The sequence below is a fragment of the Pseudomonas sp. ArH3a genome (assembly GCF_022648765.1).
GTDB lineage: Bacteria > Pseudomonadota > Gammaproteobacteria > Pseudomonadales > Pseudomonadaceae > Aquipseudomonas.
The window spans coordinates 3,192,331-3,206,177 of record NZ_CP080330.1 but is presented as its reverse complement, the minus strand read 5'-3'; the positions used below and the strand labels follow the sequence as shown (position 1 = coordinate 3,206,177).

Below are 13,847 nucleotides of genomic sequence, written 5' to 3'. Positions count from 1 at the left end.
GCGGAACCCATATCAGCCGTTACCGCAGCAACGGATATGTACTTACATCACCTCAAATCACACCACACTCGCCCCACCCGCAATCCGCTTCAACCCCAACACCATCAACCCCGCCCCCAACGCCATCGCCGACATCAGCAGCGGATACGACACCCACCAAGGCGTCCCCGCCGTCATCATGCTGAACTCCGACATCCCACCCACACTGGCAATCAAATTAAGCGGCAAAAACACCACATTGATCAGCGTCAACTTACGCAACAGATTATTCATGCTGTTGTTCATCAAGTTCCCACGCGCATCGATCAACCCGGAAAACACATTGGAGTAGATCTCCGCCTGCTTGTAGCACTGGTGATTCTCGATGATCAAATCATCGATCAACCCCAAAATCTCAGCACTGAAATGCTCCTTTTCCGCATGGTTACGCAGCCGCGAAAGCACCGCGCCGTTGCTGTGCAGCGCATTGATGTAATAGATCAAACTCTCGCTGAGGCTGAACATCTGCATCAAGTGATGGTTGCTCATCGACGCGTTGAACTGCTGTTGCAACTCCCGCGCAACCAACTTGATCACCTTAAGGTGGCCCAAGTAGTGATGAATGTTATTGAGCAACAAGTCGAGCAACACATCCAGCGGTGTGTGCAGCGGCCGGCGTGCGCCGAGCCCAGACAGCGGGGTTTCATCAGTGGCGATCACCAACAGGCGATCCTGGGAAAACAACAGGCCGCAGGACGACACCTCAAACACCAGATTGCCGCCGCCGGAATAGTTTTCCGGGCGCTTCCAGATCAGGAACAGGTTATCGGGGTGAAACTCGATACGTGACACCTCATCCGGGTCCAGCGCCGAGGCCAGGGCATGTTCATCCAGCTTGTGGTGGTCACGCAGCCACTCACGCTCTGCAAGGTCGGGGTTGTTGAACAGCATGATCGGGGCATCTTCGCTCTCCCCACTGCGCAACTTCCCACCGGAGAACTCAAAGCGCTGGATCATCGCGCGTCACCACACCTGGCCTTGACGCTTCAACTCCAGGCGCCGCACAAACTCCTCCAGCACCAGGGCATACAGGTCGTCTTGCAGGTAGGCGTCTTCGATGCCGGCGTCCATATTGGGGTTGTCGTTGACCTCGATCACCACCACTTTGTCGCCGGACTGTTTGAGGTCGACCCCGTAGAGGCCGTCGCCGATCAAGTTGGCAGTCTTCACCGCCAGTTCCACCACCGCCTTGGGCGCTTCGTGGACCGCCAGGGTGCGGCATTCGCCGTTGATGTCCTGGCCGATGGCCTTGTGGTTGTAGATCTGCCAATGGCCCTTGGACATGAAGTACTGGCAGGCAAAGATCGGCTTGCGGTTGAGTACGCCGATGCGCCAGTCGTACTCGGTGTAGAAGAATTCCTGGGCCAGCAACAGCACCGAATGCTCGAACAACTCGGCGGTGGCCTTGAGCAAGGCCTCCTGGCTTTCCACCTTGATCACGCCCCGGGAGAAACAGCCGTCGGGGATCTTCAATACCAGCGGGAAGCCCAGGCGCTCGCCGACCCGCTCGAAATCTTCCGGTCGTTCCTTGTACAGAATTTCGGTGGCGGGCATGCCCAGTTGGTGACTGTTGAGCAGGTCGGTGAGGTAGACCTTATTGGTGCAGCGCAGGATTGACGCCGGGTCGTCCATCACCACCAGGCCTTCGCTTTCGGCCTTTTTGGCGAAGCGGTAAGTGTGGTTGTCGACGCTGGTGGTCTCGCGGATCAGCAAGGCGTCGTATTCGGCGAGGCGCGAATAATCCTTGCGTTCGATCAGTTCCACATCAATGCCCAAGCCCTTGCCGACCCGCACGAAGTTTTCCAGGGCGCGGGCGTTGGATGGCGGCAGTTGCTCCTGGGGATCGTGCAAAATCGCCAGGTCGTAACGGGCCAACCGGCGTGAGCGCGGTTGGCGCCAGATCTTGCGGCTGAAGTTGTCGAGGGCGTGGGCGAACTGGTCTTCCTGGTCGTCGCGTAACTTATGCAATACGCCGGACTTGACCCCTTCGATGTGCCAGCCGTTATTCTTGCGAAACTCAACTAACAGAATCGGGCACGGGAAGGTTTCAAACAACTGACGGGCCAACTCCTGCAACGGTTCTATATTGGTTCGGCCAAAGTAAAGCGTCAGGGTAAAGCCTTCGGTATTGCTGTAAAGGTGATGGCTCAAGGCTTTATCGAGGGTTTTATCCAGGTCATCCAGCGACAAGCCATACAACGACTTCTTGGTCAGTTCGCTGATGGTACGCACCGATGGAATCACCTTGTGCCCACGCGCCTCGGCCAGCAGCGAGCAGTAGTAACCGTGCCCCAGGTACTTGTAGCTGCGGCACAGGTTGATCACCTGTACACGCTTGCCCGTCTCGCTCTCGCGGGTTTGCTCCAGGTACTCCTGGGCGGTGACGATGTCTTCACTGGGAAAGTAGGAGGCCCAATCTTCCTTGCGCTCGACAATGATCACGACTTGGCTGGAACCTTTGAGGGGAGGCGAAAAATAACCCTTGGAAGTTATTGTCGCCGCGACTGTTTGCTCGGATACTTCACGCCAATGACTTTGTACCGCCGACATAATATTTGATCCGCTTTAGAGAACTCGACCTTTTCTATTAAGCACGATCTTTTAGAGAAGTCCCGTTTCGTTACGCAACTTTTACGGCGGTCATATGGCTCTTTCCTTTCGCGTTGCAACACCCGCTGACGTGCCCGAATTGGTGGCACTGGAACAGCACTGCTTCACCACCGACCGGCTGTCGCCACGCAGTTTTCAGTGGATGGTCAGCCGCGCCCATGGCCAGTTGCTGGTCGCTGAAAATGACGACGGTTTGCTCGGTTATGCGCTGGTGCTGTTCCATAGCGGTACTTCACTGGCGCGGCTGTATTCCATCGCCATCGCCGAGCACGCACGCGGCATGGGCCTGGGCAAACAGTTGCTCGCGCGCATCGAGGCTTGCGCCGTGGCCCACGATTGCGCCTACCTGCGCCTCGAAGTACGCACCGACAACCCCGGCGCCCTGGCCCTGTATGAGCGCAATGGTTACCGGCGCTTTGCGCTGATCAACGACTACTACGAAGACCACGCCCCGGCCTTGCGCCTTGAAAAACGCATCGTCCAGCACCAGGACGCGCGCCCGCAAAGCGTGCCGTATTACCAGCAGACCACCGACTTCACCTGTGGCGCCGCGTGCCTGCTGATGGCCATGGGCGCGCTGGTGCCTGCGCGTGTGGCTGGTCGGCGCGAGGAGCTGCAAATCTGGCGTGAAGCGACTACCGTGTTCATGACCGCAGGCCACGGTGGCTGCAGCCCGCAGGGCCTGGCACTGGCGGCGTGGCGCCGGGGCTTTCGCGTACGTATGCAGGTGAATGTGCGCGGGCCACTGTTTCTGGATGGCGTGCGTGACCAGCATAAAAAGGACGTCATGCGCTTGGTGCACGAGGCGTTTGAGGAAGAACTGACGGGCAGCGACGTCGAGCAGGTGCTTGGCGGCGCGCTGGATTTACCTCAGGTACTGCGCGATGGCGGGCAGCCGCTGGTGCTGATCAGCAGCTACCGGCTGACCCGCTCCAAGTCGCCGCACTGGGTGATGGTCACCGATTGCGACGACGACTTCGTCTACCTGCACGACCCGGATGTGGACCACAGCCAGCACCGCCAGCCCCTGGACTGCCAGCACTTGCCGGTCAGCCATGGGGAGTTCGAACGCATGTGCCGGTTTGGCAACAACAAGCTGCGCGCGGCCGTCGTGCTCTTCACTCGGTAAAGGCTCAGGCCACCTGCTTGATGCCGGCCTTGGCTTCCAGCTCGCGCACCAGCGGCAGTACGCGTTTGCCGAAGTACTCGACTTCCTCCTGGAAGTGCAGGAAGCCCGCCAGCACCAGGTCCACGCCGACGGCCTTGAGCGCAACAATGCGCTCGGCAATCTGTTGCGGCGTGCCGATCAGGTTGGTCTTAAAGCCGTCGTTGTACTGCACCAGGTCTTCAAAGCTGGATTTGGCCCAGTTGCCCTCGCCTTCCGGTGAGGCTTTGCCGGCCTGCTTGGCCGCGTCACCAAAGGCATTCACGGCTTCCGGGTCGGCCTTGTCGATGATCTCGGCGAGCACGGCGCGGGCTTCTTCCTCGGTGTCGCGGGCGATCACAAAGGCGTTCACGCCAACTTTGACCGAATGGTTATTCGCCGCCGCCTTGGCGCGAATATCATCGACCTGGGCCTTGATGCCTTCCGGCGTGTTGCCATTGGTGAAGTACCAGTCTGACACCCGCGCGGCCATGTCCCGCGCCGCTCGCGAGCTGCCGCCCTGGAACACTTCCGGCTGGCCCAGTGGCTTGGGCTTGAGGGTGTAATGGTTGAACCGGTAAAAGTCGCCTTTGAAGGTGAAATCGTCCTGGGTCCAGATGCCTTTCAGCGCGCGGATAAACTCCTCGGAACGCCGATAACGCTCATCGTGTTCCAGCCAGTGTTCACCGATCGCCTGGAATTCGCCCTTGAACCAACCGCTGACGATATTCACCGCAATGCGACCGTTGGTGAGCTGGTCGATGGTTGCCAGTTGCTTGGCCGCCAGCGCCGGCTGCCACGGGCCGGGCAGGATCGCCGCAATCACTTTGAGCGTGGTGGTCGCCGCCAGCAATGCATGGCTGAACGCCACGGATTCATGCTGGTTTTCCGCGCCGTAACCTGCGGTGAAGCGGATCTGCGTCAGCCCATATTCAAAGCCGGCCGCTTCGGCCAGCTGTGCCAGTTTGCGGTTGTAGTCGATGCCCCAATGGGTGCGTTGCTCGATCTTGCTCACCACCAGCCCACCGCTGACGTTGGGCACCCAATAGGCAAATTTCACGGCTTGCTGACTCATCTGGGAGTACCTCGCATGAAGGGATGTACCCAGTGCTTGAGCAGCAAGCGTGCCAGGCCGCGGCAAAGGCCCGGCGCAAAGACGTTGGCGACTTAGAACCGATGTTCAGCGGCGCTGGCTTGAATGTCGTGGATCGTGCCGGTTTGTCGGTTTGCTGTTGCCGGGGCAACAGTTGTACGTATCCAGGCGCCGTAAACACGGGCCCCGGTGCCCGGCACGGACTGTGCAATCGGCTACCTATTGATCACTGCCCAGGAGCCGTCCCCATGACCGAGCAACACGTCATCAACCCACTGTCCACCGGCGTCGACTACCCCACGTTGGCCGCACGCTTTCGGCCGATCTTCCAGCGCATTGCCGAGGGTGCCGTAGAGCGCGAGCACAGCCGCACCCTGCCCTACGAGCCGATCCAATGGCTCAAGCAAGCTGGTTTTGGCGCGGTGCGGGTGCCGGTGGAATACGGCGGCGGCGGCGCGTCGTTGCCACAGCTGTTCGAACTGCTGATTGAACTGGCGGCCGCCGACTCCAACGTGCCGCAGGCCTTGCGCGGGCATTTCGCCTTTGCCGAGGACCGCCTGAATGCGCCACCGAGCGCCGGCCGTGAGCGGTGGTTCAAGCGCTTTGTCGATGGCGATATCGTCGGCTGCGCCTGGACTGAAATCGGCAACGTGGCCATCGGTGATGTGGTCACCCAGGTCAGCCCCGACGGTGACCGATGGAAGCTCAACGGTGAAAAGTTCTACAGCACCGGCAGTCTTTTCTCCGACTGGATCGACGTGTATGCGCAGCGCAGTGACACCGGTGGAAATGTGATCGCCGCCACCCGCACGCGCCAGCCTGGCGTGGTGCAAAGCGATGATTGGGACGGCTTTGGCCAGCGCACCACGGGCAGCGGCACTACGCGCTTTACCGATGCGGAGGTGGAAGCGGAAAACGTGATCGACTTTGCCACCCGTTTCAAATACCAGACCGCTTTTTACCAGCTGGTGTTGCTGGCAAGCCTGGCCGGGATTGGCCGCGCGGCGCTCAACGATGTGGCGCATCAGGTGCGTAATCGCACGCGTATTTACAGCCATGGCAATGCCGCGCATGTCAGTCAGGATGCGCAGGTTCAACAGGTGGTGGGTGACGTGGCGGCATTGGTGTATGCCGCCGAGGCCAGTGCGTTGAAAGCTGCGGTGCCGGCGCAACGGGCGTACTTGGCACGGTTTGGTGGGGATGACGTAGCGGAGCGTGAAGCGAATGTGGCGGCCGAGATTGAATCGGCGACGGCGCAGGTGGTGGTGTCGGGGTTGGTTCAGCGGGCTACCACTGAGTTGTTTAATGCGCTGGGGGCGTCGGATGTGCGCCAGGGCAAGGCGCTTGACCGGCATTGGCGGAATGCGCGGACGGTGTCTTCGCATAATCCGGTGATCTACAAGGCGCGGATTGTGGGGGATTGGGTGATCAATGGGGCGGAGCCGCCGTTTGTGTGGCAGATCGGGAATGGGCCGGGCAAGGGGTAGGATTTATCACGACCGGGTACATATCCATTGCTGCGGTAACGGCCGCCTAGGGTTCCGCCCTTACGGCGGGTCACTTTTGGAAAAGAGCCCCAAAAGTAACCAAAAGGGCTCTTGCCCCACCACTCGGCACCTCGCTTAGGCTCGGTGTGCCCGCACGCAGGCTTGAATCCGTGGGTAACCCGGCAGGACGCCGGGTTAGCCGCGATGGGCCAAGGATGGCCCATGGCGGCGGCCCACGGTCCAAAGCCTGCGTGAGGGCACACCGAGCCTAGGCGAGGTGCCGAGTGGTGGGGCAAGAGCCCTTTTGGTTACTTTTGGCTGGGCCGGCATTCCGGGCTCTTTTCCAAAAGTGACCCGCCGTAAGGGCGGAACCCTAAGCCGCCGTTACCGCAACAACGGATATGTACTCAATCCAGGCGAAAAATCAAAACGCCAACTTATACCCAATACCCATCAACATAACCGCCAGACACGGCCGCAACACACCATCCGGCACCTTGCCGGTCATATGACTGCCCAGATAAATCCCAGGCAACGACCCCATCAGCAAAAACCCCAACAGATGCCAGTCCATATTCCCCATGCTGGCATGCCCCAATCCCGCCACCAGCGTCAGCGGCACCGCGTGGGCAATCTCCGTCCCAACCAACCGCCGCGTAGCCAGAAACGGATACAGGATAAACAGCGCAACCGTCCCCAGCGCACCCGCGCCGATAGACGTCAGCGCAACCATGGTCCCCAGCACCGCCCCGGTCACCACCGTCAACGCGTTCAAATTACGCGGGGTCATGTGATAGTCATCACCCGCATGACGCTGGGCAAAAGCCAACAAACTTTTCTTAAACAGAATCGCCAGCGCCGTCAGCAGCAACACAAAACCCAGAGCCTGCTTGATCACCGCGTTCATGGCACTGGGATCAGTGTGCAGGCTTGCGAGGAACCACAGCGTCAGCAGCACCGCCGGCACACTGCCCAACGTCAGCCAGCCGGTGATGGTCCAGTCGATGTTCTTATTCTTGCTGTGCACCAGCACGCCACCGGACTTGGTGATAGCCGCATACAACAAGTCAGTGCCCACGGCGGTGGCCGGGTTAATGCCGAACCACAACAGGATCGGCGTCATCAACGAACCACCACCGACACCGGTCATGCCCACGATAAAACCAACGATCAGGCCCGCAATTACAAAACCAACATTACCCACATCCATTACAACTACCTGCGGCCTTATAAATTTCTGGCCGCAGGATAGCGATTTTTCTTATAACGACTTATATCAATATGATCTGACTTTATGCTTTTTACGCCAGCCGATGACAGACATAGGCCTGGGTCTGATACGGAAAAGCCACCGTGTCGCGCCCGCGCAACGCCGGGTGGGTTTCGATCAACGCCTGCAATTGCGCAGTGACCGTGGCTTTTTGCGCCGCTGGCAGCGCCGCGATAAAGCTCACCGAGAGGAAACGATCCATGATCACCTCCTGCGGACTGCCAACATGTTGATACGCAAAAGTGGTCATTTCGGGCGCAGTAAAGTACTCCCCCGTGAAGGCTTCGCGCCAACGACCAGAGTGAAAGCGCGGCGTGTCGCCCTCGTACGGCGTGATGATGTCGGTAATGGCCGCGACCCAGTCCACCGACTCATCGCGCACATTCCACACCAGCCCCAGCCGCCCACCCGGTTTGAGCACCCGGTGGATTTCCGTCAGCGCCGCCTCGGTGGAGAACCAATGGAAGGCTTGCGCGCACACCACCGCATCGGCGACGGCGGTTTGCAACGGAATGGATTCGGCGGTGCCATTGACCAGGCGCACATCCGGCAACAGTTTACTCAGCTGCACGCCCATGGCTTGCACCGGCTCGACGGCGATTAACGCAGGCGCCAGAGTGTTGAGTAAACGGGTGAACTTGCCGGTGCCGGCGCCCAGGTCGATCACCGTCGAGTGCGCGTCGATGTGCAGCGCCTCGGTCAGCCAGCCGGTGAGTTGTCGTGGATAGTCGGGTCGGCCCTGGGCGTAGGTGACGGCTTGGGTAGAGAAACCCTGTTGAGCAGACGTGTGGACACCAGTCATTGCCAATCTCTCCTCGGGTATAGCGGGGCGACAGTGTGCGCCCTTGCGCGTTTATTTTCTAATCACTGCATCCAATCGTGCGCGTCCCGGGTAGTGCTTACAGTTGTCCCGCTGTTTTACTCAATGGAGAAACACCGATGAACGCTAAAGCACTGTTCTGCCTGACCGCCCTGCTGGCCGCTGCGCCAACGGCTTTCGCCCAGACCGGCTTGCCCGACAGCATCAAGGTGCCGGATGGGCACAAGGTGGCGCTGGAGACCACCGGCGTCGGCGAAATCACCTACGAATGCCGCGACAAAGCCAACGCCGCCGGCCAGACCGAATGGACCTTCGTTGGCCCCAAAGCCGTACTCAACGATCGCAGCGGCAAGCCCGTCGGCACTTACTTCGGCCCGCCGGCCACCTGGCAGGCCAATGACGGCTCGAAAATCACCGGCACTCAACTGGCCGTGGCGCCGTCGAGTGCGGGCAACCTGCCCTATCAGTTGGTCAAGGCCAACCCCGCCGAAGGCAAAGGCGCGATGAGTGGCGTCAGTTACGTCCAGCGGGTCGCGCTTCAAGGAGGTGTAGCGCCGAGTACCGAATGCACCGCCGCCAACAAGGGCAAGCAAGAGAGGGTGAAGTACCAGGCCGACTACATTTTCTGGGCGGCCAACTGAGCAATTTCAGCTACGCTGCTGAGCTAGCGCCCCGCCCTCTGGGTCGGGGCATTGGTTTTGTTCTTGCTGCGGAAAACAGTGTCCTTGCCCGAAACCACTTTTGATTACGAAGCCTGTTTGGGCGCTTGTGCCCGTGGCGACCAACGCGCCCTGCGCCGACTGTATGAGCACGACAGCAGCCGACTGCTCGGCGTGGCCATGCGTATCGCCCGGGACAGAGCCCTGGCCGAAGACATCGTGCATGATGCGTTTATCAAGATCTGGCGCGGCGCCGGCAGTTTCGACCCCAACCGTGGTTCGGCGCGTGGCTGGGTGTTCAGCGTAACTCGGCACTTGGCATTGAATGGGGTGCGCAACCATCACCGCGAAGTGGCGTTGGGCGAAGAACATGAATACGTTGCAGCCGCCGACGACAGCTTTGAATTCACTGCGCGCTCAGGGCAGATTCAGCACTGCCTGGAACAACTCGACCCGGCCCGTCGCCGTTGCGTACTCCACGCGTATGTCGACGGCTATTCCCACAGCGAAATCGCGCAGAAACTGGACACCCCACTGGGGACAGTCAAAGCCTGGATCAAACGTAGCCTCGCCGCGCTGCGGGAGTGCATGGCATGAGCAACCCATTGGACGAACTGGCCGGCGAATACGTGCTGGGCACCCTGCCCTTTGAGCAACGCGCCGAGGTTGAACAGCGCTTGCCCCAGGATGCCGAGTTGCGCGCGGCGGTGGATGCCTGGGAGCAGCGCCTGTTGCCGTTGACGGCACTGGCCGAACCGGTGCCACCCTCCGCCCAGCTATGGCAGCGCATCGAGCGCACTGTCGCACCCGCCCCCGCCAACACCCAAACCCCGTGGTGGAACCTGCTCGCACTCTGGCGTGGCTTGGCCGGTGCAGGGCTGGTCACCACGTTAGTATTGGCAGCGCTGCTGCTGACGCGCCCGCCAACCGCTGAACCGACCTTTGTGGTGGTGCTGGTAGCGCCACAAAGCCAGGCGCCAGGCTGGGTGATCCAAGCCAGCAATACTCAGCAGATCCAGCTGATTCCATTGGGTGTGATGCAGGTGCCTGCCGACAAGGCCCTGCAATTCTGGACCAAGGGCGATGGCTGGCAAGGCCCTGTATCGCTGGGGTTGGTCAAGCCCGGCCAGACGTTGTCGGTGCCGCTGGACAAACTGCCGCCACTGGCGCCAAACCAGCTGTTCGAGCTGACCCTGGAAGATCTACAGGGCTCACCGACCGGCAAACCGACCGGGCCGATCCAGGCAATCGGCCGTGCCGTCAAAGTGCTCTGATCAGCCGACGCTGGGCAGCCACAGCCGAAACCGCGCCCCACCCAGGGGCGAGGCCAGGGCCGTCAAGCTGCCGCCCTGGGCTTCCATCGCGCGCCGGCTGATGGCCAGGCCGAGGCCGAAGCCGCCGGTGGCGCGGTCGCGGCTGCGGTCCAGGCGATAAAAGGGTTCGAAAATGCGCTCACGCTGGTCCACGGGAATGCCGATGCCATCGTCATCCACCCAGATTTCACAGCCGTTGGCACACACCTTGACGCCCACTTGGATGCGCTTGTCGCAGTAGCGCGTGGCGTTGCGCAGCAGGTTCTGCAACGCGCGGGCGGTGAGGCGCGGGTCGAGGCTGAAGCGCTCCACGGCGCAGTCGAGCGCCACGTCGATGACAATCTCGGGGTTTTCCAGCTCGTCATCGACGCTGCCAAGCACGCTGTCGATAAACTCGTCGAGCACCACATCTACGCGCTCCGGCAGTTGCGCCGGGTTTTGCAGGCGGCTGTAGGAGAGCAATTCCAGCACCAGCTCATCCAGCTCACGGATGTGCGCCACCAGGCTTTGCAGGCGCTCGCGGCTGGCCGGCGGCAAGTCTTCGGACAACGCCAGGGCCAGGCCGAAATCCAGGCGAGTCAGCGGCGTACGCAGTTCATGGGAAACCGCGTTGAGCAGGTCACGCTGCTGGTTGAGCAGGCGCTCGATGTCGTCGGCCATGGTGTCGAATACCGATGCCAGGCTGCCGATGTTGGAGCTGGCAGGAATACGCGTGCGCTCGGCCAGGTTGCCCTTGCCCAATTGCGCGGCGGTGGTTTTCAGGCGTTCCAGGTCACGCCAGTGCGGGCGCAGCCAGAACAGCAGGCAGGCCAGCAGCGCAGCGCCGATCAGCACGTTCATCGACCAGTACAACAGGTTCATGTCCAGCGGGTCGGGCGGGATAGTCAACTTGACCGCGAATTGCTGGTTGATCGGCGAGCTGATTTCTTCCATCCAGCCCCACTCGCCCAGGCGGATCACCGGCTTGCCGTGTTCCAGCAGCTGTTCTTCTTCAGGGGTGTAGCTCGCATCCTGGCGCAGCAGCAGTTGCACTTTCAGCGGCGCAAAGTCGCGGCTCAGTTGGTCAGTGACCTGGGACCAACGCTCCACCGGCGCGCGCAGGTATTGCTTGACGATGAGCTTTTGCAGGCCGCGGGTTTGCTCGACGTTGTAGTTCAGGTAACGGTGTTCGAACACCTGGATCACCAATTTGGGGATCAGGTAGATCGCCGCACTGTAGGTGACGATCGTGATCAGGTAGAGGCGCAACAGGACACGAAACATGGATCAGCATTCCCACTCGGAACGGCTGAACAAGTAGCCCTTGCCCCACACGGTCTTGATTTTGCGCGCTTCACCGGCGTGGTCATCGAACTTGCGGCGCAGCTTGGAGATGGCCACGTCTACCGAACGGTCGGTGCCGTTGAACTCGATACCGCGCAGGCGTTGCAGGATTTGGTCGCGGCTAAGCACTTCACCGGCATGCCGAGCCAACACCACCAGCAGGTTGTATTCACCGCTGGACAACTCCACCGCCTGCTCGCGCCAGGTCACGGTGCGTTCCGACAGGTCAATGCACAGGTTGCCCATGACGATCTGGTCATTAGCCACCTGGGGTTCGGACAGGCTGCTGCGGCGCAACAAGGTGCGCACACGGGCCAGCAGCACGCGCGGCTCGCAGGGTTTGGTCACATAGTCGTCGGCGCCCATTTCCAGGCCCAGCACCTGATCGTGGCTGTCATCGCGTGCGGTGAGCATCAGGATCGGCAAGCCCGCCGAGTCGGTGCGCAACAGGCGGCACACTTGCAGACCGTCGAGGCCGGGCAGCATCAGGTCGAGAATCACCAGGTCCGGTGGGTTCAGACGCGCTCGTTCACGTACGTGGTCGCCACGGCTGAGCACGCTGACGTGGTAGCCATTGCGTTCCAGGTAGCTGGCAATCAGCTCGGAGAGTGCGGCGTCGTCTTCCACCAGGAGGATATTGGGCATGGTGTTTCCAGATAATACGGTTCGTCGGCTGTAGCCAGACCCTTGTGGGAGTGGGCTTGCTCGCGAAAACGATGGTTCAGTTGGCAGACTTATGGCTGATACAGCGCTTTCGCGAGCAAGCCCGCTCCCACATTTGATCTTTGCTGTTTGCAGGATTGTGCAAGGATATACGCCCTCAGGCGGCTGTGGGTCGCACCTTACATTTCTTCACAGACGAGCTACACAGCTTCACAGCACCACGACGCAGGTGTCTTTAGGATGCGCCAGTCAATATTGGGATATGAGCATGTCGAAGAATCTGTTTGCGCCGTTTTGCCTGCTGGCACTGACACTCGCCCTCAGCGCGTGTGGCCCATCGGCGGACGAAGCGCCGGAAACGCCCCTGGCCAAGGTCCGCATCGAAACCCTTGAGGCCAAGCCCCTCTCCATCACCAGCGAACTGAGCGGGCGTATCGCCGCGCCGCGCATTGCCGAAGTGCGCGCACGGGTCGCAGGCGTAGTGATGCAGCGCGTGTTCAAGGAAGGCCACGACGTGAAACAGGGCGACGTGCTGTTTCGTATCGACCCGGCGCCATTCAAAGCCGACCTCGACAGCGCCCAGGCCAACCTGAGCAAGGCCCAGGCCAACGCCTTCCAGGCACGCCTGCAAGAGCAGCGTTACAGCCAGTTGGTCGAAGGCAACGCCATCAGCGGCCAGGACTACGACAACGCCCGCGCCGCCGTGCGCCAGACCAATGCTGAGGTGGCCGCGAACAAAGCCGCCGTCGAGCGCGCCAAGCTCAACCTGGGCTACGCCACCGTGACCGCGCCGATTTCCGGGCGTATCGGCCGGGCGTTAGTGACCGAGGGCGCGCTGGTCGGCCAGAACGAGGCCACGCCGCTGGCAATCATCCAGCAACTGGACCCGATTCACGCTGACCTCACCCAGTCCACCCGCGAACTCAACGACCTGCGCCGCGCCTTCCGGGCCGGCAGCTTGAAACAGGTCGGCCAGGACCAGGCCAAGGCCACGCTGATCGAGGACGACGGCAGCCTGTACCCGCTGCCGGGCAAGTTGCTGTTTGCCGAAATCAGCGTGGACCCCGGCACCGGGCAAATCATCCTGCGCAGCGAATTCCCCAACCCGGACCTCGACCTGTTGCCCGGCAGCTTTGTGCGCGTACGCCTGGAACAGGCCGTGGATAAACAAGGCATCAGCGTGCCGCAACGCGCCATCACCCGCGACAGCGCCGGTATCCCGATGGTGCTGCTGTTAGACGCCGAACACACCGTGAGCCTGCAACCGGTGGAGCTGGGTGCGGTGATTGAGGATCGCTGGATCGTCAGCAGCGGCCTCAAGCCCGGTGACCGCATCGTCGTCGAAGGCATGCAACACGCGCGCCCCGGTGAAAAAGTCGAGGTGGATAACAGTCCAGCCTCCGGCCAGCCAGTCAAGGAATAACCC

At 61.0% G+C, this 13,847-nt stretch carries 13 protein-coding genes; 6 read left to right on the top strand and 7 right to left on the bottom strand.

Annotated features, from left to right (window positions below):
• Positions 1 to 57: 57 nt before the first annotated feature.
• Positions 58 to 996, bottom strand: coding sequence for a magnesium transporter CorA family protein (locus K0P33_RS14620; RefSeq protein ID WP_094953808.1), 939 nt, complete (start codon positions 994 to 996; stop codon positions 58 to 60).
• 6 nt (positions 997 to 1,002) lie between these two features.
• Positions 1,003 to 2,589 (bottom strand): RimK family protein, encoded by a 1,587-nt coding sequence (locus tag K0P33_RS14615; RefSeq protein ID WP_242155877.1) that lies wholly within the window; start codon positions 2,587 to 2,589, stop codon positions 1,003 to 1,005.
• Between the two features lie 94 nt (positions 2,590 to 2,683).
• Between K0P33_RS14615 and K0P33_RS14610 the strand changes: the two genes are divergently transcribed.
• A complete protein-coding gene (locus tag K0P33_RS14610; RefSeq protein ID WP_242155876.1) occupies positions 2,684 to 3,778 on the top strand; it encodes a GNAT family N-acetyltransferase/peptidase C39 family protein in 1,095 nt (364 codons plus the stop codon).
• Positions 3,779 to 3,782: 4 nt separating this feature from the next.
• Here K0P33_RS14610 and sfnG read toward each other — a convergent pair whose 3' ends face one another.
• Positions 3,783 to 4,868 carry a dimethylsulfone monooxygenase SfnG gene (gene sfnG, locus K0P33_RS14605; RefSeq protein ID WP_094953805.1) on the bottom strand — a complete coding sequence of 362 codons (1,086 nt, stop codon included), beginning with the start codon at positions 4,866 to 4,868 and terminating at the stop codon, positions 3,783 to 3,785.
• A gap of 266 nt (positions 4,869 to 5,134) precedes the next feature.
• Between sfnG and K0P33_RS14600 the strand changes: the two genes are divergently transcribed.
• On the top strand, positions 5,135 to 6,373 hold the full coding sequence (locus tag K0P33_RS14600) for an acyl-CoA dehydrogenase family protein (RefSeq protein ID WP_242155875.1): 1,239 nt from the start codon (positions 5,135 to 5,137) through the stop codon (positions 6,371 to 6,373).
• Positions 6,374 to 6,797: 424 nt separating this feature from the next.
• Here the strand turns inward: K0P33_RS14600 and K0P33_RS14595 are convergent, their stop codons facing one another.
• Positions 6,798 to 7,583: a sulfite exporter TauE/SafE family protein gene (locus K0P33_RS14595; RefSeq protein ID WP_094953627.1), complete on the bottom strand. Its 786-nt coding sequence runs from the start codon at positions 7,581 to 7,583 to the stop codon at positions 6,798 to 6,800.
• A gap of 91 nt (positions 7,584 to 7,674) precedes the next feature.
• Positions 7,675 to 8,445 (bottom strand): class I SAM-dependent methyltransferase, encoded by a 771-nt coding sequence (locus K0P33_RS14590; protein ID WP_242155874.1) that lies wholly within the window; start codon positions 8,443 to 8,445, stop codon positions 7,675 to 7,677.
• Between the two features lie 137 nt (positions 8,446 to 8,582).
• Here K0P33_RS14590 and K0P33_RS14585 point away from each other — a divergent pair, with 137 nt between their 5' ends.
• From K0P33_RS14585 to K0P33_RS14575, 3 genes are all read left to right on the top strand, one after another.
• Positions 8,583 to 9,104, top strand: a complete 522-nt coding sequence (locus K0P33_RS14585) for a DUF3455 domain-containing protein (RefSeq protein WP_094953625.1) — start codon at positions 8,583 to 8,585, stop codon at positions 9,102 to 9,104.
• An 84-nt stretch (positions 9,105 to 9,188) separates the two neighbouring features.
• Positions 9,189 to 9,719, top strand: coding sequence for a sigma-70 family RNA polymerase sigma factor (locus K0P33_RS14580; protein ID WP_242155872.1), 531 nt, complete (start codon positions 9,189 to 9,191; stop codon positions 9,717 to 9,719).
• Positions 9,716 to 10,396, top strand: a complete 681-nt coding sequence (locus K0P33_RS14575) for an anti-sigma factor (protein ID WP_242155870.1) — start codon at positions 9,716 to 9,718, stop codon at positions 10,394 to 10,396. The genes K0P33_RS14580 and K0P33_RS14575 overlap by 4 nt, the downstream gene beginning before the upstream one ends.
• Here the strand turns inward: K0P33_RS14575 and K0P33_RS14570 are convergent, their stop codons facing one another.
• Together K0P33_RS14570 and K0P33_RS14565 are read right to left on the bottom strand one after the other, a co-directional pair.
• Positions 10,397 to 11,698 (bottom strand): ATP-binding protein, encoded by a 1,302-nt coding sequence (locus K0P33_RS14570; RefSeq protein WP_242155867.1) that lies wholly within the window; start codon positions 11,696 to 11,698, stop codon positions 10,397 to 10,399.
• Between the two features lie 3 nt (positions 11,699 to 11,701).
• Positions 11,702 to 12,403 (bottom strand): response regulator transcription factor, encoded by a 702-nt coding sequence (locus tag K0P33_RS14565; protein ID WP_094953622.1) that lies wholly within the window; start codon positions 12,401 to 12,403, stop codon positions 11,702 to 11,704.
• Between the two features lie 286 nt (positions 12,404 to 12,689).
• Here K0P33_RS14565 and K0P33_RS14560 point away from each other — a divergent pair, with 286 nt between their 5' ends.
• A complete protein-coding gene (locus tag K0P33_RS14560; protein ID WP_094953628.1) occupies positions 12,690 to 13,844 on the top strand; it encodes an efflux RND transporter periplasmic adaptor subunit in 1,155 nt (384 codons plus the stop codon).
• Positions 13,845 to 13,847: the final 3 nt, after the last annotated feature.

Excerpts from the sequence above, each read along its gene's own strand:
- K0P33_RS14595 (WP_094953627.1), bottom strand. The coding sequence starts at position 7,583 with ATGGATGTGGGTAATGTTGGTTTTGTAATTGCGGGCCTGATCGTTGGT.
- K0P33_RS14590 (WP_242155874.1), bottom strand. The coding sequence starts at position 8,445 with ATGACTGGTGTCCACACGTCTGCTCAACAGGGTTTCTCTACCCAAGCC.
- K0P33_RS14560 (WP_094953628.1), top strand. The coding sequence starts at position 12,690 with ATGTCGAAGAATCTGTTTGCGCCGTTTTGCCTGCTGGCACTGACACTC.
- K0P33_RS14600 (WP_242155875.1), top strand. The coding sequence starts at position 5,135 with ATGACCGAGCAACACGTCATCAACCCACTGTCCACCGGCGTCGACTAC.
- K0P33_RS14570 (WP_242155867.1), bottom strand. The coding sequence starts at position 11,698 with ATGTTTCGTGTCCTGTTGCGCCTCTACCTGATCACGATCGTCACCTAC.
- K0P33_RS14585 (WP_094953625.1), top strand. The coding sequence starts at position 8,583 with ATGAACGCTAAAGCACTGTTCTGCCTGACCGCCCTGCTGGCCGCTGCG.
- K0P33_RS14575 (WP_242155870.1), top strand. The coding sequence starts at position 9,716 with ATGAGCAACCCATTGGACGAACTGGCCGGCGAATACGTGCTGGGCACC.
- sfnG (WP_094953805.1), bottom strand. The coding sequence starts at position 4,868 with ATGAGTCAGCAAGCCGTGAAATTTGCCTATTGGGTGCCCAACGTCAGC.
- K0P33_RS14620 (WP_094953808.1), bottom strand. The coding sequence starts at position 996 with ATGATCCAGCGCTTTGAGTTCTCCGGTGGGAAGTTGCGCAGTGGGGAG.
- K0P33_RS14615 (WP_242155877.1), bottom strand. The coding sequence starts at position 2,589 with ATGTCGGCGGTACAAAGTCATTGGCGTGAAGTATCCGAGCAAACAGTC.
- K0P33_RS14565 (WP_094953622.1), bottom strand. The coding sequence starts at position 12,403 with ATGCCCAATATCCTCCTGGTGGAAGACGACGCCGCACTCTCCGAGCTG.
- K0P33_RS14610 (WP_242155876.1), top strand. The coding sequence starts at position 2,684 with ATGGCTCTTTCCTTTCGCGTTGCAACACCCGCTGACGTGCCCGAATTG.